The organism is Bacillus sp. 3a, assembly GCF_017161885.1.
Lineage (GTDB): Bacteria > Bacillota > Bacilli > Bacillales > Bacillaceae > Bacillus > Bacillus safensis.
The window spans coordinates 1,390,087-1,411,809 of record NZ_CP067376.1 but is presented as its reverse complement, the minus strand read 5'-3'; the positions used below and the strand labels follow the sequence as shown (position 1 = coordinate 1,411,809).

At 39.6% G+C, this 21,723-nt stretch carries 27 protein-coding genes, 1 tRNA gene and 2 pseudogenes; 4 read left to right on the top strand and 26 right to left on the bottom strand.

The features are described 5' to 3' along the window. Positions 1-3: 3 nt before the first annotated feature. On the bottom strand, positions 4-1,551 hold the full coding sequence (locus JJ692_RS06995; RefSeq protein ID WP_024423234.1) for a flotillin lipid rafts scaffold protein FloT: 1,548 nt from the start codon (positions 1,549-1,551) through the stop codon (positions 4-6). 11 nt (positions 1,552-1,562) lie between these two features. Continuing rightward, positions 1,563-2,093 carry an NfeD family membrane protein gene (locus JJ692_RS06990; RefSeq protein WP_024423235.1) on the bottom strand — a complete coding sequence of 177 codons (531 nt, stop codon included), beginning with the start codon at positions 2,091-2,093 and terminating at the stop codon, positions 1,563-1,565. Between the two features lie 207 nt (positions 2,094-2,300). Between JJ692_RS06990 and JJ692_RS06985 the strand changes: the two genes are divergently transcribed. Next, positions 2,301-2,780, top strand: coding sequence for a DinB family protein (locus JJ692_RS06985; RefSeq protein WP_024423236.1), 480 nt, complete (start codon positions 2,301-2,303; stop codon positions 2,778-2,780). Positions 2,781-2,819: 39 nt separating this feature from the next. On the opposite strand, the gene JJ692_RS06980 is transcribed toward JJ692_RS06985, so the two are convergent. Together JJ692_RS06980 and betB are read right to left on the bottom strand one after the other, a co-directional pair. Further along, positions 2,820-4,028: a choline dehydrogenase gene (locus tag JJ692_RS06980; protein ID WP_065215259.1), complete on the bottom strand. Its 1,209-nt coding sequence runs from the start codon at positions 4,026-4,028 to the stop codon at positions 2,820-2,822. Positions 4,029-4,055: 27 nt separating this feature from the next. Beyond that, the gene (gene betB, locus JJ692_RS06975; RefSeq protein WP_073207145.1) at positions 4,056-5,525 is read right to left on the bottom strand and encodes a betaine-aldehyde dehydrogenase; all 1,470 of its coding nucleotides are present in this window, start codon (positions 5,523-5,525) and stop codon (positions 4,056-4,058) included. 206 nt (positions 5,526-5,731) lie between these two features. Between betB and cudC the strand changes: the two genes are divergently transcribed. The 3 genes from cudC to JJ692_RS19285 all read left to right on the top strand — a co-directional run bounded on the left by cudC (position 5,732) and on the right by JJ692_RS19285 (position 6,901). Further along, positions 5,732-6,289 carry a transcriptional regulator GbsR gene (gene cudC, locus JJ692_RS06970; protein ID WP_034284303.1) on the top strand — a complete coding sequence of 186 codons (558 nt, stop codon included), beginning with the start codon at positions 5,732-5,734 and terminating at the stop codon, positions 6,287-6,289. Between the two features lie 72 nt (positions 6,290-6,361). Then, positions 6,362-6,434 (top strand) — tRNA-Ala (locus tag JJ692_RS06965). Positions 6,435-6,742: 308 nt separating this feature from the next. After that, positions 6,743-6,901 (top strand): pentapeptide repeat-containing protein, encoded by a 159-nt coding sequence (locus tag JJ692_RS19285; RefSeq protein WP_192929567.1) that lies wholly within the window; start codon positions 6,743-6,745, stop codon positions 6,899-6,901. A gap of 289 nt (positions 6,902-7,190) precedes the next feature. On the opposite strand, the pseudogene JJ692_RS06950 reads toward JJ692_RS19285, so the two are convergent. From JJ692_RS06950 to JJ692_RS06845, 22 genes and pseudogenes are all read right to left on the bottom strand, one after another. Further along, positions 7,191-7,576: pseudogene (locus JJ692_RS06950) on the bottom strand (phage terminase small subunit); the annotation flags it as partial. Positions 7,577-7,843: 267 nt separating this feature from the next. Next, positions 7,844-8,050: a hypothetical protein gene (locus JJ692_RS06945; RefSeq protein WP_151863278.1), complete on the bottom strand. Its 207-nt coding sequence runs from the start codon at positions 8,048-8,050 to the stop codon at positions 7,844-7,846. Between the two features lie 92 nt (positions 8,051-8,142). Then, entirely contained in the window at positions 8,143-8,700 is a 558-nt protein-coding gene (locus JJ692_RS06940) for a hypothetical protein (RefSeq protein WP_151863277.1), read from the bottom strand. A 14-nt stretch (positions 8,701-8,714) separates the two neighbouring features. After that, positions 8,715-9,650 carry a DUF6731 family protein gene (locus JJ692_RS06935; RefSeq protein ID WP_151863276.1) on the bottom strand — a complete coding sequence of 312 codons (936 nt, stop codon included), beginning with the start codon at positions 9,648-9,650 and terminating at the stop codon, positions 8,715-8,717. A 75-nt stretch (positions 9,651-9,725) separates the two neighbouring features. Next, entirely contained in the window at positions 9,726-10,262 is a 537-nt protein-coding gene (locus JJ692_RS06930; protein WP_206534373.1) for a GNAT family N-acetyltransferase, read from the bottom strand. Positions 10,263-10,397: 135 nt separating this feature from the next. After that, positions 10,398-10,799 (bottom strand): annotated as a pseudogene (locus JJ692_RS19220) (sigma-70 family RNA polymerase sigma factor). 237 nt (positions 10,800-11,036) lie between these two features. Continuing rightward, positions 11,037-11,840, bottom strand: coding sequence for a peptidoglycan recognition protein family protein (locus JJ692_RS06920; protein WP_151863274.1), 804 nt, complete (start codon positions 11,838-11,840; stop codon positions 11,037-11,039). A 19-nt stretch (positions 11,841-11,859) separates the two neighbouring features. Next, positions 11,860-12,123, bottom strand: a complete 264-nt coding sequence (locus JJ692_RS06915; RefSeq protein WP_019743388.1) for a phage holin — start codon at positions 12,121-12,123, stop codon at positions 11,860-11,862. A gap of 11 nt (positions 12,124-12,134) precedes the next feature. Continuing rightward, positions 12,135-12,347 (bottom strand): BhlA/UviB family holin-like peptide, encoded by a 213-nt coding sequence (locus JJ692_RS06910; protein WP_008344062.1) that lies wholly within the window; start codon positions 12,345-12,347, stop codon positions 12,135-12,137. Positions 12,348-12,403: 56 nt separating this feature from the next. After that, positions 12,404-12,550, bottom strand: a complete 147-nt coding sequence (locus JJ692_RS06905; RefSeq protein ID WP_134817523.1) for an XkdX family protein — start codon at positions 12,548-12,550, stop codon at positions 12,404-12,406. A gap of 16 nt (positions 12,551-12,566) precedes the next feature. After that, a complete protein-coding gene (locus JJ692_RS06900) occupies positions 12,567-12,896 on the bottom strand; it encodes a hypothetical protein (RefSeq protein WP_241258028.1) in 330 nt (109 codons plus the stop codon). Positions 12,897-12,898: 2 nt separating this feature from the next. Next, a complete protein-coding gene (locus tag JJ692_RS06895) occupies positions 12,899-14,311 on the bottom strand; it encodes a hypothetical protein (protein ID WP_024423244.1) in 1,413 nt (470 codons plus the stop codon). Positions 14,312-14,433: 122 nt separating this feature from the next. Further along, positions 14,434-14,577 (bottom strand): XkdX family protein, encoded by a 144-nt coding sequence (locus JJ692_RS06890; protein ID WP_034624530.1) that lies wholly within the window; start codon positions 14,575-14,577, stop codon positions 14,434-14,436. Beyond that, positions 14,574-14,894, bottom strand: a complete 321-nt coding sequence (locus JJ692_RS06885) for a hypothetical protein (RefSeq protein ID WP_206534372.1) — start codon at positions 14,892-14,894, stop codon at positions 14,574-14,576. Before JJ692_RS06885 ends, JJ692_RS06890 begins: the two co-directional genes overlap by 4 nt. A gap of 12 nt (positions 14,895-14,906) precedes the next feature. Next, on the bottom strand, positions 14,907-16,223 hold the full coding sequence (locus JJ692_RS06880) for a hypothetical protein (RefSeq protein WP_241258026.1): 1,317 nt from the start codon (positions 16,221-16,223) through the stop codon (positions 14,907-14,909). A 215-nt stretch (positions 16,224-16,438) separates the two neighbouring features. Continuing rightward, positions 16,439-17,650, bottom strand: a complete 1,212-nt coding sequence (locus tag JJ692_RS06875; RefSeq protein ID WP_206534371.1) for a hypothetical protein — start codon at positions 17,648-17,650, stop codon at positions 16,439-16,441. A gap of 13 nt (positions 17,651-17,663) precedes the next feature. After that, positions 17,664-18,047, bottom strand: coding sequence for a phage tail-collar fiber domain-containing protein (locus JJ692_RS06870; RefSeq protein WP_206534370.1), 384 nt, complete (start codon positions 18,045-18,047; stop codon positions 17,664-17,666). 11 nt (positions 18,048-18,058) lie between these two features. Continuing rightward, positions 18,059-18,982, bottom strand: a complete 924-nt coding sequence (locus tag JJ692_RS06865; RefSeq protein WP_122632086.1) for a YmfQ family protein — start codon at positions 18,980-18,982, stop codon at positions 18,059-18,061. Next, a complete protein-coding gene (locus JJ692_RS06860) occupies positions 18,966-20,015 on the bottom strand; it encodes a baseplate J/gp47 family protein (protein WP_025094224.1) in 1,050 nt (349 codons plus the stop codon). The genes JJ692_RS06865 and JJ692_RS06860 overlap by 17 nt, the downstream gene beginning before the upstream one ends. Then, positions 20,008-20,430 (bottom strand): DUF2634 domain-containing protein, encoded by a 423-nt coding sequence (locus tag JJ692_RS06855; RefSeq protein WP_024423252.1) that lies wholly within the window; start codon positions 20,428-20,430, stop codon positions 20,008-20,010. The genes JJ692_RS06860 and JJ692_RS06855 overlap by 8 nt, the downstream gene beginning before the upstream one ends. A gap of 14 nt (positions 20,431-20,444) precedes the next feature. Further along, on the bottom strand, positions 20,445-20,711 hold the full coding sequence (locus JJ692_RS06850) for a DUF2577 family protein (RefSeq protein ID WP_024423253.1): 267 nt from the start codon (positions 20,709-20,711) through the stop codon (positions 20,445-20,447). After that, positions 20,708-21,718, bottom strand: a complete 1,011-nt coding sequence (locus tag JJ692_RS06845; RefSeq protein WP_024423254.1) for an XkdQ/YqbQ family protein — start codon at positions 21,716-21,718, stop codon at positions 20,708-20,710. Before JJ692_RS06845 ends, JJ692_RS06850 begins: the two co-directional genes overlap by 4 nt. Between the last annotated feature and the right edge of the window lie 5 nt (positions 21,719-21,723).

The following is a 21,723-nucleotide window of genomic DNA, read 5'->3' as shown; positions in this document are numbered from 1 at the left end:
ATTTTATTCTTCTATTTGACGATCAGCGATTTCTTTTTTTCTTGGCTGTTTGATTTCATTGGTCAGTTCTTGGATGCTTTGTTTCACATTGCCTTTGCCAGAGAAATTCTCAATAATTTCTTTGACATCAATCCCAGAGGAAGCTTTCAGACTTTCTTGAAGACTGGACATAAGGTTTGTCGCATAGCCGGTCACTTTATTGGCGCCGCTGCCTTCGCCGTTACCGCCCGTATCCACAACAGTAATTTTATCAATGTTAGAAAGTGGAGCAGATACTTGCTTCGCATATTCAGGAAGCATTTTCACAATCATATCAAGGATCGCTGCCTGGCCATACTGTTCGAATGCTTCCGCAATTTTCTCTTTTGCTTCCGCTTCCGCAAGTCCTTTCAGTCTAATGACTTCTGCTTCTGTTTCCCCTTTCGCACGATCCGCTTCCGCTTTGGCAAGCCCGTCAATACGGACTTTCTCAGCTTCTGCTTTGGCCATTGCTTCGATGCTGTATTTCTTCGCATCTGCTTCAGCGAGGCGTTTCGCTTTTTCCGCCGCAGCTGACTGCTCAACAGCATAACGGTCCGCATCTGCTTTCTTTTTCACTTCAGAATCGTATTGACGTTCACGACGCTGAATCTCTTTTTCTTCTAATTCAATTTGTTTCTGACGCTCAATGATTTTGACTTGCATTTCTTGTTCAGTTACGTGCTGTCGGTTACGAGCTGTTTCTAGATCGTACGCTTGGTCAGCACTTGCTTTTGCCGTATCCTGTTCACGTCTGAATTCTGCTCTTTTCAGCTCATTGATCTTTTCTGCTTCAGCGATTTCAGTAGCACGCTCAAGCTCAGATTTCTTCGCATCTTTATCTGCTTCGGCACGTTTGATACGTGTTTCTTTATCTGCTTCAGCTGTTGCAATATCTGCATCGCGTTTTACTTGGGCAATTCTTGGTTTACCTAGAGATTCTAAATAGCCATTTTTATCACGAACATCTTTAATCGTAAACGATACAATGACAAGACCCATTTTCGCTAGATCTTGAGAAGCGACACGTTGTACTTCTTGAGAGAATTTCTCTCTGTTTTTATAAATCTCTTCAACTGTCATTGATCCTAAGATGGAACGAAGATGGCCTTCTAATACTTCTCTTGCTTCGTTTTCACGGTCTTCTTTTGTTTTCCCTAAAAATTGCTCTGCAGCAGTCGCGATTTCTTCAATCGATCCGCCAATTTTAATGATGGCTGTTCCATCCGCCATGACCGGTACACCTTGTTCGGTATAGACTTCAGGTGTTGAAACGTCTAGCTTGCTAGATAGTAAGCTGAGCGGCTCTGCTTGTTGAAAGACTGGAAGTACAAAGGTACCGCCGCCTCTCACAATCTTAATCTTGTTTCCACCTTCATCCACGTGGACATTTTTACTTCCTAGGTAACTTCCTGTGACGATTAATGCTTCATCTGGACCTGCTGTCCGGTATTTAGAAACAAATACACCAATAAGTGCAATAAGAATCACAAGCACAATTCCAATGATCACTAAAATCGTTGTTCCTGGCATAGCATTCCCTCCTAGATTTCTTCATTTGGTATAACAGATAAGACGCCTTTGTTCACTTCGACAACTAGCACACGGGTTCCATATGGAATCTCCTCTTGGTCGAAACTGACAGCTGGCTTTGAGATTTTCCCGCTATTACTGATTAACAGCACTTCTCCAAATCCGTCTTTTGGAACAGATACAATGATCTCCCCAGTTCTTCCTTTTAAATCGGCCTCCGTATAAGAGAGAGATTCTTCAGCAGAGGAAAGCGGGACTAGTACAAATACATTCAAACAGGTCACAAGGATCACTGCGAGGATGGCAGATAATCCTGCGCCAAGTCCACTTCCTACAATTGCTGTTTTTTCAGAGATAAACCCTCCAGCCGAGAAAAAGGTAAGAAATGCGAGGATCAATGTTGGTTGAAGGAATGGAACAGGGATCGCTTCAAACAATCCATCAAATACATCGCCGAAAAAGACGAAAACAAGTGTCAGGATTCCTGATATCATTAATATGTATAAATACAGCGTCTGAAGAGGCAGCCCGAACACATCCATCTTCCTCACCCTTTCTTCATGAAATGAACATCTTTTGTTTCATTTAGACCACACTCACCTCCAATGTATTCCTTCTAACAGGTAATACGAACCACTTTTGTAAAGGTTTCATATTTCATCACAATTCTTCAAAGGGTTTTTCGGATAGCTCAAGAATGATTGTCATGTACCATTATGTTAAAATTTGATCTTGAGGTGATGAAGAAAATGAGTTTATTACATGAAGCGAGACAAGAATTGTGGCACGAGCTGCAAGGTTTGAGCGAAGAACAATTGAACCAAAAATTATCTGATGATACTTGGAGTATTCAAGAGGTAGCAGATCATTTAAAGAAAATGGACCTAGTTGCAGCAAAACATCTAGCTGCTGAGGGTAAAAAAGCACCAATTAAAGAATATGAACCAAAGCCGGTAGAAATGGCAGAGGACCGTTCGAAAAAAGCCACTGCGCCTAGTATTGTTGAGCCTGAGCGCAAGCATGTAACACCTACACATTTAAAGGATGAGCTCGATACTGCACGTGAGCAGCTCAATCAAATTTTATCAACATTTACTGAGGAAGATTTCAAACGCGTCATTGCACACCCTGTGTTTAAAGAGCTATCCCTTAAGCAATACCTTGATTTTATCGGTGCACACGAAAAACGCCATATTCATCAAATCAAAGAAATTAAAGAACAACTATAGACATAAAAAAGACTCCCTTTTGGGAGCCTTTTTTCATTGTTACACCGTTTTAGGTGTTAACTCAAAGCAGCGAGCATAAATCCATTTGTACGCTTTTTCGTTTAAATCTCTTGGGTTTCCAACTGTTTGCGGATCTTTCATCGCTTCTTTAGATAAACGATCAATCATATCTTTTGATACACCTTGTTCTTCTAATGAAGGAACTTCTAAATCTTCTACTAAATCATACATCCAATTCACAGCTGCTTTGGCTGCTTCCTCTGTTGACATTCTGCTTGTATCAATACCAAACGCTTGCGCAATTCGAGCGAATTTTTCCGGATACCCTTTCCAGTTATACTCCATCACTGGTCCCATCATCGCTGCAACACACTGACCGTGCGCTACAGGAATAATGCCTCCGAGTGTTTGACTCATCGCATGTGCAGCTCCTGCTGATTCGCTTCCATAAGAAAGCCCGGCAAGCATCGCAGCTTGTGCCATTCCATATCTGGCTTCTAAGTCCTCGCCATCGGCAAAGGCACGGCGAATATAATGAGCAGCATATTCAATCGCCATGAGCGCTACCGCATCTGTAATCGGCTGAGCAAATTTCATCGTATAGCATTCAATCGCGTGAGCAAGTGCGTCAATTCCAGTCATTGCTGTCACATGAGGCGGCATGGATACATGAAGCTCTGGGTCAATCACTGTTAGATGAGCTGCAATGAGAGGTCCACCTGTATTGAATTTGAATTCTCTTTCTTCATCAGTAATGACCGCCCACTGCGTTACCTCTGAACCTGTACCAGCTGTTGTCGGAATAGTGGTTAAAGGAGGGATTCTGTTTTCTAGCGGTTTTTTTCCCTCTGCCGCTTCGTAATCAAGGACTGAGCCTTCATGGGTCGCCTCTACTCCGATTGCCTTTGCTGTATCCATTGAACTGCCGCCGCCTACTGCGACTAATCCATTACAGCCTTCTTTTTCATATAAAGCAGATCCTTCGTTCACTAGACGGACTGGCGGATTTGGCTCTACTTTATCAAATAGAACGACATCGATTTGTGCTTCTTTTAATGAAGCAATGACTGGGTCCACCACGCCGGCTTGATAAATACCAGGGTCTGTTACAAGCAATACTTTTGAAACGCCGTATGCTTTCACTTCTTCCCCAACATGTTTCACTGCACCAATGCCGTGTTTGATGACAGTTGGAATTTCAAATGTATGGAATTTCTGCATGCTTTCAATTTTCATATTTAGTGTCATATAGAATCTCCTCCAAATGCGTAATTTTTATTTAAACCAATGAACCGCTTCAGGTTTTGTATTTCGATATAAATGCTTCAACTCGGTATATTCTTCAAGTCCCGTACGTCCTAATTCGCGCCCAATGCCTGATTGCTTATATCCACCCCAAGGTGCTTGAGCGAAATAAGGATGGAAGTCATTGATCCAAACCGTGCCCAATCTTAATTGTCGAGCCACTCTTTCGGCCTTGCTGATATCAGAAGACCACACAGCTCCTGCTAAACCATAAATCGTATCATTTGCCAGCTTGATGACTTCTTCCTCTGTACGGAAGCATTCGACTGTCAGGACGGGTCCAAAGACTTCTTCCTGTACAATCCGCATATCTGACGTGCAGCCTGAGAAAATGGTCGGCAAGTAGAAGAACCCATTTTGCAGCTCCTCTGCGTCAGGTCTTTTTCCGCCTGTCTCTAACTTAGCGCCTTCTTCTAAACCGATGCTGACGTATTTTTCTACTTTTTCTCGATGCTCAGCTGAGATGAGCGGCCCGCTCTGGGTGTCTTCATCAAAGCCGCTTCCTAGCTTGATTTTTTTCGTACGCTTCACCAGTTCTTCTAAAAATTCATCATGAATAGATTCTTCCACCAGCAAACGTGAACCTGCTGAACACACTTGCCCTGCATGGAAAAACACAGCATTCATCGCCTGGTCAACCGCTACGTCTAAATCAGCATCTTGAAACACAATATTCGGATTCTTTCCGCCAAGCTCAAGGGCTATTTTTTTCACATTCCCGCTGGCTCCCTGCATAATTTTCTTCCCTGTTTCAATCCCGCCTGTAAATGAAATCAGATCTACTTGATCATTCACAGCAAGCTCATCTCCAACGGTTGCCCCAGGTCCAAGCACTAGGTTTGCAACACCTGCTGGAACGCCCGCTTCTTCCATGAGTTTAAATACTTTTATTGTGGTGAGTGGTGTGATTTCACTTGGCTTTAAAACGATTGTATTTCCCGCCGCAAGTGCAGGAGCGATTTTCCAGCTTGCTTGAAGCAATGGATAGTTCCAAGGAGTGATTTGTCCGCATACACCGACAGGCTCTCTGACTAATTCACTTTTCGAGTTTGGAATTGGCGATGCAATGATTTCCCCGCCATCTTTATCAGCCAGACCTGCGTAATATTGGAACACGTTCGCAATATCGTCCATATCTGCTTTGCTTTCCTCTAATGTTTTGCCTGTATCAAGCGATTCCAATTTGGCAAGTTCATCAAGATCACGTCTAATCAATTCAGCTATCTTAAACATAATATTTCCTCTTTCAAGTCCAGGCAGGTTTGCCCAGTCCCCTTGATCGAAGGCTTTTCTCGCTGCTTTAATGGCTAGCTGCGCGTCATTTCTAGATCCTTCACTGACTGTCGCGATCACTTCTTGATTGAACGGATTGATGATATCCCGTGTGTCGCTACTTTTAGCACCAACCCATTGTCCGTCTATAAATAGTGTTTGACTCATAGAAGGAACCTCCTCTGATTCTCTTTGGTAAGTTTGTTAAATAAAAATTTAACGTTCTGAACATAATTAACTTATCATGTTCAAATTTTTCTGTCAAAGGGAGATATGCTTCATTTATTTTGACATTTTGTATTCTTTCGTTAACATATAGTCCATAAAGATTTTTTTGAACGGATTGAATTTTCTTAATAGAAAGCAGGGACAAAATGAAAAAGCAGGAAAAACCGCAAGCAGAAGATCGTATTTTAGCTGCTAAAGATCTAGTCATTGATTCCATAGCTGAAACGATGGATCTCTATGGCATTACAAGAAGTGCAGGTATTCTATATGGAACGATGTATTTAAATGAGGAAATGACACTGGATGAAATGCGTGAAGAGCTGCAAATGAGTAAGCCGAGTATGAGCACGGGTGTGAAAAAGCTGCAAGACATGAATATTGTCAAAAAGACGTTTCACCGTGGCCGAAGAAAACACAGCTTTGTTGCGGAAAAAGATTTTTTTAAGTTTTTCACGAACTTCTTTCCGCAAAAATGGGAACGTGAGGTCGAGGTCAATTTAGCGGCAATTGAAGAAGCGCAAGAGCGGCTTCAAGAGGTGTCGCGTGATGATCAGCTGGAGGAGCATGTAAGAGAGGAAGCGCAGCAGCTCATTGAGCAGCTTGAAAGCTCAAAAGCCTATTATGACTGGCTGAGACGATTAGCCCATTCTGTTCATTCTGGTGAAATTTTTGACTATATTCCGATTGAACAGAAAGAAAAATAGACGATGTGTTTACGTTTTACAGCTTGAATTTCACAGGAGGATTGATTATAATAAGTTATGTCGTCATACCTCGGGGCATTAGCTCAGCTGGGAGAGCGCTACGCTGGCAGCGTAGAGGTCAGCGGTTCGATCCCGCTATGCTCCATACACAAAACCCTTACTGGTGTAAGGGTTTTTCTTATTTTCAACATCTTATCTTTCTTCTTTTTTTCGTGTTGGTCCATTTTGGGACCATTTTAAAGGAAAACAGGTAAGGTAAAGCGTATACAAGAAAAGTCGTCAAAAATCTAATGTCGAAATGAGCTTGCTTGTAATTAATAGAAAAAAGAATGACGGTTCAAATAAAAAAAGCTCTTGTTACTGGGCCATGTGAGTAATGTGAATAACATACCAAAAACGTAAAAACTTTATTGCACACAGTTCGTCATAAAATTAAAGACTGATAATACAGAATTGACGGATGTAATATTAAAAAACTGCAATTTATCAAATGCTATTTTAACTTCAGCAAATATTCATAGAGTCGTATTTAAAAATTGTAAACTTTTAAGAATTGTTTTGGCAAAATCGAGCTTAGGGAATTTACCTTTTGAAAATTGCGAGTTAATTTAAGCAATTTTGCTGACAGCAGATTTAAAAGAAGTCCGTTTACACCATTAAAGAGTTCTAACTTTTTCAATTCCAAATTAATTAAAGTAAATTTAATTAGATGCAATATAAATGATATTGACTTTACAAGTACAAAGATAAAAGGAATAGACATTAGTACTTGTTTTTTGAAAATATTAATGTGACACCTGAAAGATTAGCAGCATGCCAAGTTTCCAATTTTCCAGTAATAGGCTTTTCTTATTTTTTGGGTTTGAAAGTAAAAGATTAATCTTGCAACAAATTTGGCTTTCTTAGTCTTCTCGGTGTTTAAGCGCATCTGCTTCAGTTTAAGCCGTCTTTCGTCTGTCTCATGGGCTATGTTGTCAAATTGCTTTATTAAGCCCCTAAGCTCAGACAAACTGAAACTCGTATTCTTCTTCCTCAATATCTGTAGAATCTGAAACGACTGATTTTTTCTTTTTAAGCTCTTTGATCATTTCGTCTTTGCTTTCAACGAAAATGATCTTTTGCGCCCTCACAATTGCGGTAAATTGAATCTGTATTTGTTCCCACAGCAGATCAACAGGTGAAAACTCCTGAATGTCTTGCATGATCTCAAACGCTTCAGCCGGCATGTGCTTTGAATAAAAACCCGTGCGTCTTCGCGTTTTGGTTTCTTGTAGGAGCACCGCCGCTATATATATTTTCAACCAGTTTTATAATAGGTAGATTTCCGTTATCCCGTAAAAGCTGAGGATCATTATTTGGTTGGCATTCCATTTCTAACACCCCCTATTCAAAATTTATTATTGCTAATTCTTTTTTGTTTATGTAAAACTTTTTCATTCGCTCTAAACTGCCGCCGCACTCTACCTTTAAGCCGATGCTTGATGTAAAGAATTATCGGAAGCAGTTTACAGGGACTAAAAAAGCACCCCGCAGGATGCTTTTTGAAAACTCAGTTTAGGCTTTGTCTTCATATTCTGATTCAAATATTAGTATTGTTGACTCTGTACTACCTTCATAAACTTGCGGTATAGCATTACCAAGTCTATAGCCTTCTTCACCTTGAAGTTTCAGAAGGTTTTCAAGTTCAGCTAGAGGACCTTTATCATCTAATGAGCCTTTTATTTTATGAACACAATAATCGTAATAAGTTTTCGTTTCCACTACTAATTCACCATCCATCAATAGAGTCTGTAATATGTTAGCACATGGAACTATTTACATCTTATCCGCTTTAATGCCATTAGAAATATAATTTAATCTCCGCTGTTATTTTGTGTCAAAGAATTTCTCATTTCAAGCCTTTGTTGATCATCTTCAACTAGATTCGACTCTGGTCTATCATTAGCATTAACAGCATTAGAATTAAAGAAGATTTTCATCAAAAACCTCACAATTCGAAAAGTAGAATACATAAAGTACGTCAAAGCAAATATCCAGCTTAAGAATAGCACCTTAGCAAATGTGCTACTATCATCAATAAACACCTGCATAACAGCCGATAATATAACTACTATCAATCCGAATATGAATGATTCATTAAAATAAAACTTTAACCATGAAGAACCTTTTTGATCAAAGATATATCTTACAATATCACTGTCCTTAATGCTTAATAGAATACCTAATAATGCACCCAAAAAACCTAAAAGAATTGAACTGAAATTCGTTGTACCTTCAAGCACTTTATCTAAGTTTTTGAAGTTATAATTGATTCCAGAACGCATAGTTAAAAAGACAATTCCCATTGAAATTAATCCGGGCACAAAAAGGTGGACATATTCATATTTTTTAGATTGATTATTAACTGTCATGTGATTTCTCCTATCTAGCCCCTTAAATAAGAATTAATATCTCGCTGTCTATTCCTACAGCCTTCTTTAGCTCCATAAATTTTCCACATCTCAGCTACAATTGAATGGTGATTTAGAGTTTGTCTTTTTTCCATTCTAAATGTTCCGAAGTCATGTGCTTTATGTTCAAATAAATCGATTAATTCCACTGGAGTATCAACATTACTTCTTCGGGCTAATTCAGCTCCTGAAAACAAGTCTCTGTGTTCCTGAAGATCGTTTAAAGTTTCATGAATTGCTTCTTCATCTAATGAATTTTTAGTATTTCCAACAGTAATAGTAATTTGTGCATTTACACCCTCATATTTATTGAAACTTTGAAACAAATTACTTACAGGCGATTTAAGTCGACCCAAAAAACCATTTGAATTACCATTATGTTTTTTAAGATCAGCAAATTTAAGAGTTATTTTCCTGTATTGAGCTGATTTTTTAGCATTCTCAAAAATATTCGGTGGACAAATAGCTCTTAGATAAATTGTTTCTTCTTCTGAATTCCAAATTAAATTCAAATAGTCTTCGATTCCCTCTGGACCTAAACTATATTTGTTTCTTTGTAACATTAACACATGATTTGACTCATCATATAAAGCTGACACTTCTTCTCCAATATACTCATCATCTTCTAATTCAAGCGGTATTACTTTCTCAGAGGTTTTTGCAGTTGAAGGGATATGATCTCTAAGTCTGACAAAATGCAAATAATATATCTGCAATTCATCGTCCCATGTTGCTTCTTCTAATCTAGCCTGTTCTTGTCTATAGTCGTATGTCCGGCCTTCTAAAGACTTTTGATTGGCTTTTGCCATCCAAGGCAAGAGATCAAACAATCTTTCCCTACCATTTTGATCGTCCTCTTTTTTCACAAATACCACTTGATAATATTCGAATCTCACTTTCTTTTGACTCATTAATAATCAACCCCCCATCTTTATATCGACAGGAAATAAACACATGGAACCATTTGCAAAATTTGTCGAACGAATTTACTTTAAAGGATTTAGTTTTACAGGCATCTCTGGGGTGCAAAATTTTGAATAGAATTGCTCTAACTCTTCTTGATTTAAAGCATTTGTTTTTTTATCTTTTTTAAAATTATCTGCGTTTGCATTAGGCTTTATTTTAAGATAGTCAACTTTAATTGATTTTGCATATCTAAGAACTTTTTTCATATAAAACGTTGCAATACCTTTTTTTCTTAAAGAATCATCGTGCACATATAAAAATTCCAATACTAGTGGTTTTTCAATTGGCTTGCCTACAGGTCGTAATGCAGCTATTCTATCACTAATTTGATAAAACTCCATACTAAATAAAGGCTTCTCTTCTTTCACATCATATAAACAAAATTTACAGGTTCCTGCGTCAATACGATAGTTTGTCTCAGTATTATTTTTTATTCCCTCATCAGAGAATTTGAATTCAATATTTTCTTTATTGCTTAATAATACTATTGGAAGACCCCAATTTCGAATGATTCTCTTTAATTCTTCAGCCCTGATAGTGCTAGAATTCCCGTCCATTTGATATACACATCCAATTCTTATTTGTAACATAAGACTATCATAATGTTATTACAAATAAGAAGTGGGATTATCTAGCGAATTTAAGTCTGTGGAGACGCGGTAATATTGCGCCTCCACAGACTGCCTTCCATTTTACACTACGGATTTTTCATCATTCAACAAGTGCACAAAATGGCATAATTGGTTGATGATATTATCATTCATCTGGCGGACCTTTTCACGAGACAGGCCCAAGTGAAGTCCGATAGCTCGATAACTCATACCCTCCATCATGCAGTCATACACGACTCTGTTTTTCTCCCCTTAGATTTTGCTTGCTGCCGTTTCTATTGCATCTACACGTTCTTCAAATTTCCGAAGACGTTTAAATAATCTTTCTTCCCTCATATCCATGTCACGTAATTCAGCTTGGCTTTTTCCTTTGCTCCCTTTTGGTAAGGTTGCCTCAATGCCGTATTGCGCCACACCCCACCTTCGCATAGGAATGTCAGTACCATATATAACACGCTGGAGCCGCTGAACCTCTTTCGCCATCCAGTGATAATTGTGAATTAGTCCTTCAATCTTTTTTTTGTTCTTGCTGTTTCCCCTCTCCGTTATTTGCGCTTGTACGCCCGCCTTTGGCTCTTCTCAGTCTTTGCGTGTTTTGCCCAAAAGCTCTCTTAAATCTCTATCAGTGAGCTTATGGGTGTTCTTTTTGGGCTGTTGAAGATGTAATATAGCAATTTTCTTACCTTATTGCGTTTACCATTTACCCTTGATGATGAAAAATCACTTTTTCAACATTTTTTCGATTTTGTTCTTCGTCTTCGGTCCGTAAATTCCGTCTGCAGTTAAGCCATTCATGAGCTGGAACCGCTTGACCGCATTCGCCGTTTTCGGTCCATAATAGCCGTCAATCCCGTTGTTTTTTGCCCCTTTGTCTGGGTAAAAATAGAGAGAAGATAAGGCTTTTTGCACGGCTGTGACTTGAGGGCCTTTTGTTAAGGGCTTGGTGACTTTTAAAATGCCAGATGGCAGATTTGACGATTTCTGTTTGGAAACGGGTGTTTTGTGGCTCAAACTTTCTGCTTGAACTGGTTTTCTTGTACTTTTGCTGCCGGTATGCGTTGTGGCTATTCTAGCTTTAAACTGATCCCACCGTCCGAGAAGTTTCCTTGGACATTCTTTCTCGCTCCAATGTTTATGAGGCACTACATTTGATAAAGGAATTCCGAAATCTCCCATCAGCTTTCGAATGAGCCATTGGGCATTTTCAACTGCTTGTTCAAAATTGCCGTCTGCATTTTCACAAATTTCAATTCCAATTGATTTCATATTGCCGGTGCCTCTGCCATCCCCTGCGTGCCAGCCGTTTTCGTTTAACGGTAAATGCTGATAAATCACCTGATCATCAACGGTGTAATGCCAGCTCACCCCGGTACTTGAACGTGCAACAAATGCTGCATGACTGGCCGCATTAGCACCTTTTGCACTGTTAGATGTATTATGCACTGTAATATAGAGCGGCTTCATCGTGTTTCCTGGTCTGTTGCGATGTTGTTTTGGAATCAATGCTTGAATGATTTTTACCATGTCGTTTCTCCTTCAAGTATTATTTTGTTAGCCCTCTTTGTTTCAGAGCATCTTTTTGTAATTGGCCTTTGTAGGTCACATAATTGTTTTTAAACCAAGCTATTACCGCTGTGACCATAGTGAAAATTGTAGAACCTGCCACATATAGTGCTTCACCTGCGGTTTGTACTTGCTCCTCACTAATCGGCAGCACCGTCTGTCCAAACATGACAAGCGTTTGATTGATCAGAGCAATAAAAAGAAGCACTGTGCGAATCACAGTACCTTTGTCGAATGTTTTCATGATCTTTCCTCCTATTTTAAATTTCGTTCGATTTTATCGAGCTTATCGATCACGACGTCATACTTTTCACTAAACTTTGCTAACACATCATTTTGCGCCTCGATTTGCTCATTGAGCTTGTTTTCTCGTTCCTTTGTTGTGTTTAATACGTAAAACAGCACCCAACAAAACAACACCGCAAACGGTCCTTGTGTCATTAAATATTGAGTCAAATCCATTTCCACTGCACTCACCTACTCCCTCACTTTGCGCATCCTTAAAGGAGGCAAAATAAAAACGCCTATTCAGCGTTTGTTGGATATTCTTCTTTTGTTATTTCTTTGTATTGTTTTGGCGTAATCTTCTCGAACCGAACAAATTTTGCTACGTCTTGATTTTCATAACACTTCCATTGATAGAACAATGAAATACTACGGAACCAATCCAATTAAATGACCTCCTTTTCATTCAGCAACATGATAAGTTCTGATATTGTTTTTGATTGTTCTTCTACTCTCTTTTGACTCTGCCAGCTGCTGAAGCAGATCAGCATTTTGATGTTTTAATAGGTCAATTTCTGATGGTGGCAGCGGTTTTGGCTGTAAACTATCAATGTATGCTTGTGTTGCTGACTCATACCATGCCCTTTTCTCTTCATTGTATTTACCGTTGTACAAACCATCTTGAGGTCTTACATCTGTATATCCTTTTGGGATGTCTGCTTCCTCTTCAATTTCTATTTCTTCCCCTGGAAGGTAATTGAATTTTCCGTCGTATTTATATATCCATTTCACTTTCATCCCTCCTGTGCAGCCATGAATTTAAAGCCGAAAGTGATAAATTCATTTGGGTTTGTTGAATTGGAGACACTTTGTATATACACATTACCATCAGTATCAATATGTGTTCTGTGTGTTTGTGGTGTTGAACCACCACCTATACTAGATGCTACCCCTATAAAATGCATTCCCTGTATAGGACGATAACCACTTGGTAATGTAAAAGCAGGTACCTCAAAACCGATAGTACCCCCTGTAATTGAACCAATTAACTCTACCTCTCCAAATGCATTCTTATAAAATTGCACTTTTTGAGTCCCGTATTCTTTCCATCCGTTTATTATTTTTGTCGGGGACTTCCATTCTATTGGCTCTGCGCTGGTTAACAAACGTTCCCATTTTGACCATACGCCATTCGCTATTGTCTTACGCCACGTGCGGTTTAAGTTGTCAAAGCCAATTGCCTGCCCGTACGTACTTGTGCTATTACAAGTCCAGATCCCCCTTAACGCAGTACCAGGTCCATTGATTGGCGCATTTGCAGATACAAAATGAACTAAACCTCGATACTTTGGTAATATTTCATGGAAATCGTCCGTATTACTGATATAAACCTTCCCCTGTCCATTATTATCAGTAATAGGGAATGATTGAATAGCATTTAAATCTGTAGATGTGAGCTGCCTTTCCCATTCGGTCCATGTATAGTCAGTCTTCCTAATTCTATAAAAAGAGTTCAGACCATTAACTGCATCATATATAGCTTGCAGCAGAGTATTCCCATAACTGATCACGGTCATAAATGCCCTTTTGATTTCTTTTGGACCATTAAGACCAGTATTATAAACGAGATACATTCCTGTTTCTGTCATTTCGTTATAGTCGGTGGTTTCACTTATGCTTTTGTAAAAGGGTTGACCGTTATCTCTTGTTATTTTATGGAGCTGACTGTTGTTCCATTTATCTTTTTCAGCTGCTGTCGGAATCTGAGTCCAAGTGATAGATAAATGGCTAGAATTATAGTAGAAGTAATATGCATTACCTGAAGTATCTATCGCAAAACCTGTTCCAATGTTATTTTGTCCCACTGTCTGTATCCCTCTAATGGCAAATTGTGAAGGGCTATCCTCTATTCCACTGGGCGCATAAAATGTACATGTCCCTTTGTCTTTAATTGAGTCATAAATTTTTGTGCCGGCAGGAATATTTATAAGATGTACTCCGTCATCACCTGTAATTTTATACAGCTGCGACTCATTCCATTTCTTTTTTTCTACTTCTGAAGAGTGCTGTCTCGAATCATCGATATGATTAGTTAATTGTTCTGATATACCAGTGTCGTTATGAATCAGTATTTTCAACATATCGTTGAATAGATCAGCATGAGCTTTATCACTCGTTTCAAAAGAACGAGGAGTTTTTATATCCAATGTGTTCTCTCCTTTCTACAACTCCATAAATTGTTTCAATGAGATTGAGGATAATTTATGATTTAATGGTTGATTAACCTAAGCCGCTGGAATCACCTTTTTACGGTAAAAAAATAAAGCCATTAGGCTTCGTATTTGTCTCCTGTTATGTCTTGATAGTCATCTGCCGAGATCCAGCCGATGCTTACATAAAATGCAATGTCCTCTGGGCCGTAACATTGCCAGTCCCAAAATTGTTTGATATCTGCTACAGTTGGAAACATCATTCTAAAGTCCCCCCTGTCTGCATAGCCAATAGCTGCGTTAATTGTTTAGATAATAAAGCATTTTGTTTCTTTAAAAGTTCTATATCACTTAGCGGGAGAGGGGCTGGTTTTAGGCTATCTATATACTCCTGTGTCGCTGATTCATACCATTGTTGTTTTTCCACATCAAAAGCTGCTTTATAAAAAGAGGGATTATTGGGTGGGGCAATTGTTGTGCATTGATCTGGAATGACATAATTACCTTCCTCATCCCTTTTGAACACTTCGATAGGTCTGACCAATTCATTTTGATGGTTGTACTCATAAACTTGTATCATACTATCACTTCCTTAATTTAATGGGACGACTGTGTCTAAATAGTAGCCAGTTACCCCACTGTTATTCACTGCATGTAAACCAGTTAGTTTTAGCTCTCCTGTCTTATATATATATAGTTTACTATGACCCGTTGTGCCTGATACTGGGACTGATACTACTATGCCTTTATCGGGTAGGCCTGTATTTGGAATACTTCCACAGATCACTTCTCTATTTGCTATCAGATGGCCCCTCAACAATAATAAGTTTCCCCATTTAACATATTGAACCGGTCTGTCTCCAATAGAGGAACCATTGGCTAATGTGACATCTAGCCACTTGACACTTTCAAAATCGGCATCAGTTACTATTTTTTTCCACCCTTTGAAAACACCGTCAGTATGAACAGTACCAAACCAATGAGTGTTGTCATAACTTCTAATAATATGAATGCTCTTTCTACCATTTACAGTTTCTAAAATATCGATATTAAACCAAGAAGAATCATTATCGACAGGCATATTTAAAACATTAGATCCAACAGCAAAGTAAAATCCGGATGGCAGCGTTAAAATATCAGTACCTATTGGCATTGAAAGTCTTAATCCCTTTGAGTTTAATAGGTTATGGTCATTGAGACGTTTCCAACCGCTCCACTCTTGTTGGGTACCTGTTACATCAGTTGTTGAACGGTTAATATAGACATCTCCTGTATTGTTTGCACCGATGACCCAGCCGTAGGTATTTTCACTAAAAACAGACAAAGCCCTCATGGAACTTCTTGTCGGAAGATCTGGATGTGCTTCATGGATGTACCATGAGTGAACTCCCGGCAACTTTATCAGCTTATCTAAAATGCTAGGATCATCTGCATTAATTCTTTCAAAAGCTTTTCCATCATCAGCAGTGATTTTAGACAATTGTCCTGCATCCCATTTGTTTTTTTCATTTTGAGTCGGCATCTGCACCCAGTTGATTCCAATGTCTTTTACATAATAGGAAAAATAAAATGCATTGCCTAATGTGTCAATTGCGATTCCTACACCAATATTGTTTTGGCCTACAAGCTGGAAGCCTCTTAATGCAGCGTTCCCAACAGCAGGAGAATCAACTACTCCAGATCCTCCTGGGGCATAGAATGAGCAGGCACCTAGCGCTTTAATTCCTTCATAAATACTGCCGCCGGCAGGGATATTGATCAAATGGGACCCGTTATCATTTGTCAGTTTATATAGCTGTGATTCATTCCATTTCTTCTTTTCTGAATCAGAGACGTGAGGGTTTGTATCTCCCGTATGAAGATTGAATTGTTCTAATAGTTCCTGGTCATTTTCAATCAAAATCTTCACTAGATTGTTAAAGAGATCTGCATGAGCCTTATCGCTCGTACTAAAAGGTTGAGGTGTTTTTATGATCTTTTTCTCCTTTCAAAAAACCATTATTATTAGGCGATGTTAGCATTGAACTTATGTTCTCGTTCCTTTGTTGTATTAAGCACATAAAACGGAAAAAGTGAAAGACAGCTACCTCCGATTTGCTCACACACTTTCTTTTTCAAATAATCCTATCTTAGCTGTGACAAGGTAACATAAGCTCTATTTACTGTAATGGTTCTCCCAGTGTTTTTGGGTGTAATATAAAATGTTAATTTATCTCCTGCTTTAAACTTTTGTTGAAGGTATAATACACATACACTTGATGAGACGACAGGATTCCAGTTACCTAATCGTTGAAATTCTGTACCATTCACATAACATGACAAAATGCTATCTGATCCAACAGGAATGTTATTGCTATTAAGATAAAGCCTAATTAAATACAGACCATTGTTTTTCAGTGTAATTTCAGCGCGCGAACGATTATACTCTCCTAAATCGTCTGATCTTGTATCACCAAAATTCAGTTTTGTTGGAACGTTTTCAACGGCTGATACAGAAGAATTATCGAGATCATACGTATCAACAAAAGAAGTATTATCCATATCCTCCTTTGTTAAAACACGTTTCCAGCCTTGCCACCCCAAATTTAAATCAAGATAGTTTGTATACATGTAATTGTTATAATCTATTGCTATGACCCATCCAAATGTCCCTTTTCCATTACTATCTTGAGAAGTAAAATGATACATACCACGACACGATCTTGTTGTTGGGCTGTTTAATGCTTTACCTGTAACATAAAATGTTCCATGCCTTGGACCTAAAGAAACTACCTTTTCAAGTAAATCTTCACCATCAGAAACAGATAGAATCACCCCTCCATTATCCGCAGTAATCTTAGATAGTTGCCCTTCATTCCATTTATTTAAATCGTTTATACTCGGAAGAGGTGTCCAAGTAATAGTCGTATGCCCATGATTGTAATAAAAGCTGTATGCCTTCCCTGCTATATCTACCGCAAAGCCTGCCCCTATGTTATTTTGGCCTACTATTTGCATACCTCTTAGTGATATATTTGACGATGATGGAGAATCTTCAACTCCAGGAGCTGCGTAAAATGTACATGTTCCTTTATCCTTAATTGCATCAAATATTTTTGAGTCTGCTGAGACATTGATAAGCTGCATACCATTATCTGCAGTTATTTTATAGATTTGCGAGTCATTCCATTTTTTCTTTTCTTCATCCGATGCATGGAAGTTCATATCCTGAGTGTGACTTGTAAGCAGTTCTAACAGTCCATTGTCGTTTTCAAGCAAGGTTTGAACCATTTCATTGAATAAATCAGCATGAGCTTTGTCACTAGTTTCAAATGTTTTCGGTGAATTTATTTCCATTTAAATCCCTCCATTAATAAATATCATCAATCTCAAAAACAAATTCGATGTCGCCATCTTTTTGTTTGTCTGTCATGGTGCGGATGGCGGTGAATTTACCGTCTTCGTCGACAAGTGCTAGTTCGTTGATCACTTCTCCTGTCAGTTCTCCTTCCGCGATCGTGCAGGTGTAGCGGATTTTTGCTGGTTCCATAAAAGTAAACGAATCAATATTTTTTTGAACTAGTTCTTTTTTGAGTTTTTGTTCAGTGCCGTCTAGTGAGATCGGTTTTCCATCCTTCGTTCCCCCATTTCCAAAGGCCATTTTGACGACTTTTGTAAGTTTTGTTCCTTCGGCTCTTGCCTTTGCCATTTGTTGACGTGCATACAGTGTTGTTACAGTTAATTGATCAGCCATTGTGATCCTCCTTATAAATCTATTTTTTTAGAAGTTGCTGCTAGCATTTTTGATCCGTCCAGCGGAACAGATCCATCGAGAATCCAGTAATGATCCTTGATCAGTAAGCTTCCACCCTGCTCAGTTTGGACATGTACTGGCAGACGGAACGTCATCTTCTTCTTTGTTTGATGCTGGAGCTGATTTTTTGTGCGTAAAGTCAGTGCCTCTTTTTGCTTCGTTTCATGTACCGCTCCATTCATGACATAGTTCATGCGATATGCTGTTTCTGACTGATGTTGAAGCGGCATTCTCATGTTTAATGAGTGCCGAAAACGAGCAGGCACATCCGTTGTCCCTCTTGTTCCGCTGAGATAAAACGTACCATTTAAGACAAATTCACCATTGAGTAAAATTGGGATATGATCGAAAAAACCCACTCTGCTGCGCAGTGTGAGCCTCCCGTGATGATCATTTTTTTCTTGTACATCAGTATGATGAAAAGCCGTGAACGTATAAGCCAAGTGTGCGGGTTTTAACGTTTCAAGTATTTCTACAATATATCTCGTGTTTTGCAAATCATCTAGGTTCACACGTAAAGCGAAGTGATAGCGATTGGTTGTGAGACGGATGACAGCACTTGGATTCTTGAGAAAGCGATTGACTGATTTTTCTAATGAAAGGTACGTGATTGGGGGAATATTTGACATCATATTGAGTAAGCGTGCCCTGCGCAGTTCAATTGAATCATCTGATTCCCGCTGCACCTTCAGCATTCTTTCCCATCTATTCAATCCCCATGTCGCTGTTAGAGGAAAGAACTGATCCGTTAAGTCGAAAATAGATTCGTCCAATCCCTCAAATTCCGGTGCCTCTGTCTTGAGCAGGTGATCAACTTCATAAATCTCTGTAAAATATGGCGGCAGGTAGTTTTTCATTTCATCCTGTTTGCTCAATAACCTTCACCTGCCTAAGACGCGGAATCTCAATGTCCTGTAATACTAAGTTTTTCGACTCTCCATTCAATAACACATCTGCATAATCTGACACACTTTCTGAATGGTACAGAATATCATTTAAGGCGGACATTCGAATGGTACTCTTTTCAAATGCGATTGATTTCAACAGTGTCTTGACCTTTTCTTCTATTTCTTTCTGAGCGCCTTCAAGGGTCCAGTCCATTTGAAGTTCGACAGCCACTTCTATGTCGATATCCAGCCATTTGGCGCTTTCAACGGTTGCTTTCGAGCCTATAGGCGCTTGTCCTTCTCCTTCACCTGGCACTGGGTCGATATATTCCTGTACTCTTTTGACAAGAAGGTCTGATGCAACATCTAGATTGCCATCTGTGATGACAATTTTGACTGTCCCTTCTCCGTTCCAAAGCGGGAACACTTTCGCTCTGCCAACACCGGGCACTTCCTCAGCCCATTTTTTATAATGCGCCCTGTTGGCACTGACAGCCTCCCGCCTCGCACGTATTAAATATCGATCATATAAAGAAGCGTCATCTTCCTCCTCTTGACCTGGTATCACCAGTTCTTTCATCTTAATCGATTCAAGTCCTGGAATTGTATCAAGTGACAGCAGCGGCTGATCTGTTAATTGAACATTGCCGGCTTTACCAGGTGTCTCGCATTCTAGCGTACCATCCTTCGAATACTGGAAATAAACGTCTTCAATAAAAAAACGTGAGCCAGCTGGAATGTTGATATTGTTTGGCTGAATGACCGCTGACCAAACCGCTTTAGTGGCTGGTTTTCTTTCGATCCCTACTTCAGCAGCCCGCCGATCTAGAAACTCTCCTTGTGCTGTGTCTGCAAAGACCAGCTCAAACACTTGATCAAGCCAAATATAGGACTGGGCCAGTTCAGCGGCAGCAGGTGCCAAGGCATTCCAAATGACGCTGTTTTCTCTTTTATCTATATCATCTGGCAGTCTATCCAGCATTCTTTCCATTAATGCTTCGTACGTCTGTTCCTCAAACATCGCCCTCCATCACCTCCTCTATTTCTAATGTGCCCTCATCTGTGACAATCGCTAGTTTGACATGAAACGAGTCATTTTGTTTTGTGACCTCTAACTCTTCAATATGATCAATCCGTTCGTCAACGAGCAGTGCTTCCTCTAGCAGCCTTGGAATCTCCATTTCTTTGTATTCATCCGTAGCTTCTGTATCCGTCAACAGCTCCTGAATTTCAGTGCCAATGTCGTGACTGTAGATAGGATGTGCATACCGCTCTGTCCTAAGTGTCATATAAATGAATTGCCGGATTGCCTCAATACCTGAAATGGTTTCGCCTGTCAGTCTGCCAGTTTCAAAATCTATTCGATACGTTGTTGAGGTTTCGACCTCTTCATCTTCTTCTATTTCCTCGATTTCTTCCTCTGGTGAAAGTGCCACGTTCATCACCTCCCTTACAATTTGTCGATGATGTAAAAGGACTGGCCTCCTGCCATTGCAAGCACCATAATACTGTCTCCCCTTTTCAGCTCATCATCCTCACCCTTATTTAAGCGCTTCGGCCAAATCAGTAATTCTTCTGGAATGATCAGCTTATGATTTTCATTTAATCGGATGCTCAGAGGGGAAACTGCCGTGACTTCTCCGATAACAAGATCAATTGGCGATTCTGCGTCTACTGCATTTACTGCTAATCGTTTAATCGCTTCACTTAATCTCACGCTTGATCACCCTTTGGCATGGAATTTTTCTCAACAACATCAATGGTCATGGTGTGTTTCACCCCACTGAATTCATGTTTGTCTTGATCGATCCAGTAAGTTTTTTTTACGTTGATTTCAGGAATTTTCAAATAGATTGGGAGACCGCTTTGCAGCTCAGGAATTCCTAGGGCTTGTATACTTTTGACTTCTTGTTTGACGCCTTTTTTCTCTGCCAGCCGTACTTTGGCTCTCTTTTGCAGCTGCGGCTGGTTGATTTGCCCAGTGACTGTCTCAACATGCTGTAAAATACCGTATTTATTCTGACCGGCTTTATCCTGTTCAATCACCACAATCTCGGATTTACTGCCTTTTTTCTTATTCTTCCCCTGTTCATCAGCTGACGTACGCATCTTGACACGAGTGGCTGTCTCTTCGATCGAGGTGCTGTATTGATAGCTAATGAGATTGACGCCTGATTCAATGACCCAGACGTCCTCTGGATCAGGCCAGGCTCTCAGTCCCATCTTGCCTTTAGCAGAATAGATTTGATAGTTTCTTCCTGTTTGCCGCTTCGTTTCTTTCAATGCTTTCAATATCATGTCATACAAGCTTGTATCATTTTTAAACACTAGTGATTTTATGACATGTCCTGTATTGGAGATGGAGGTCATTGGAATTTGAAAGTCAGCTCCAATCCGCCTTAAGATTTGATCTGCTCTTTGATTTGAAAAAACATAGACATCTTGGTTTTTCACCAAATATTGGAGCATATCGTATGCGGTAAAGGTCATCTTCCCTTCAACAGGTGTACGGGAAAAAACAATGCCTCTAAACAGCTCTTTTCCTTTCCATTTAAAAAGAACCGTGTCCCCTTCCGAGACACGGTAATATGTTTGACTGCCTTGCTTTGTGATAATATTTGCCTGAATTGAGCGAGGGGCTTGATACCTTTGCCCCTGAAGTGTCACACTCTCTGTGACAAGCTCATACATGGTGCCGCTTCTGATGGCAAAAAGCTCGATCAATGCCA

What these genes read in the sequence shown, in the direction of transcription:
- JJ692_RS06870 (WP_206534370.1), bottom strand. Translation starts at nt 18,047, where the DNA reads ATGGCTGATCAATTAACTGTAACAACACTGTATGCACGTCAACAAATG.
- JJ692_RS06995 (WP_024423234.1), bottom strand. Translation starts at nt 1,551, where the DNA reads ATGCCAGGAACAACGATTTTAGTGATCATTGGAATTGTGCTTGTGATT.
- JJ692_RS06930 (WP_206534373.1), bottom strand. Translation starts at nt 10,262, where the DNA reads ATGGACGGGAATTCTAGCACTATCAGGGCTGAAGAATTAAAGAGAATC.
- JJ692_RS06985 (WP_024423236.1), top strand. Translation starts at nt 2,301, where the DNA reads ATGAGTTTATTACATGAAGCGAGACAAGAATTGTGGCACGAGCTGCAA.
- JJ692_RS06860 (WP_025094224.1), bottom strand. Translation starts at nt 20,015, where the DNA reads ATGTTTGAGGAACAGACGTACGAAGCATTAATGGAAAGAATGCTGGAT.
- JJ692_RS06920 (WP_151863274.1), bottom strand. Translation starts at nt 11,840, where the DNA reads ATGGTAAAAATCATTCAAGCATTGATTCCAAAACAACATCGCAACAGA.
- JJ692_RS06940 (WP_151863277.1), bottom strand. Translation starts at nt 8,700, where the DNA reads ATGACAGTTAATAATCAATCTAAAAAATATGAATATGTCCACCTTTTT.
- JJ692_RS06990 (WP_024423235.1), bottom strand. Translation starts at nt 2,093, where the DNA reads ATGGATGTGTTCGGGCTGCCTCTTCAGACGCTGTATTTATACATATTA.
- JJ692_RS06875 (WP_206534371.1), bottom strand. Translation starts at nt 17,650, where the DNA reads ATGGAAATAAATTCACCGAAAACATTTGAAACTAGTGACAAAGCTCAT.
- JJ692_RS06915 (WP_019743388.1), bottom strand. Translation starts at nt 12,123, where the DNA reads ATGAAAACATTCGACAAAGGTACTGTGATTCGCACAGTGCTTCTTTTT.
- JJ692_RS06890 (WP_034624530.1), bottom strand. Translation starts at nt 14,577, where the DNA reads ATGATGTTTCCAACTGTAGCAGATATCAAACAATTTTGGGACTGGCAA.
- JJ692_RS06885 (WP_206534372.1), bottom strand. Translation starts at nt 14,894, where the DNA reads ATGATACAAGTTTATGAGTACAACCATCAAAATGAATTGGTCAGACCT.
- JJ692_RS06980 (WP_065215259.1), bottom strand. Translation starts at nt 4,028, where the DNA reads ATGACACTAAATATGAAAATTGAAAGCATGCAGAAATTCCATACATTT.
- JJ692_RS06935 (WP_151863276.1), bottom strand. Translation starts at nt 9,650, where the DNA reads ATGAGTCAAAAGAAAGTGAGATTCGAATATTATCAAGTGGTATTTGTG.
- betB (WP_073207145.1), bottom strand. Translation starts at nt 5,525, where the DNA reads ATGAGTCAAACACTATTTATAGACGGACAATGGGTTGGTGCTAAAAGT.
- cudC (WP_034284303.1), top strand. Translation starts at nt 5,732, where the DNA reads ATGAAAAAGCAGGAAAAACCGCAAGCAGAAGATCGTATTTTAGCTGCT.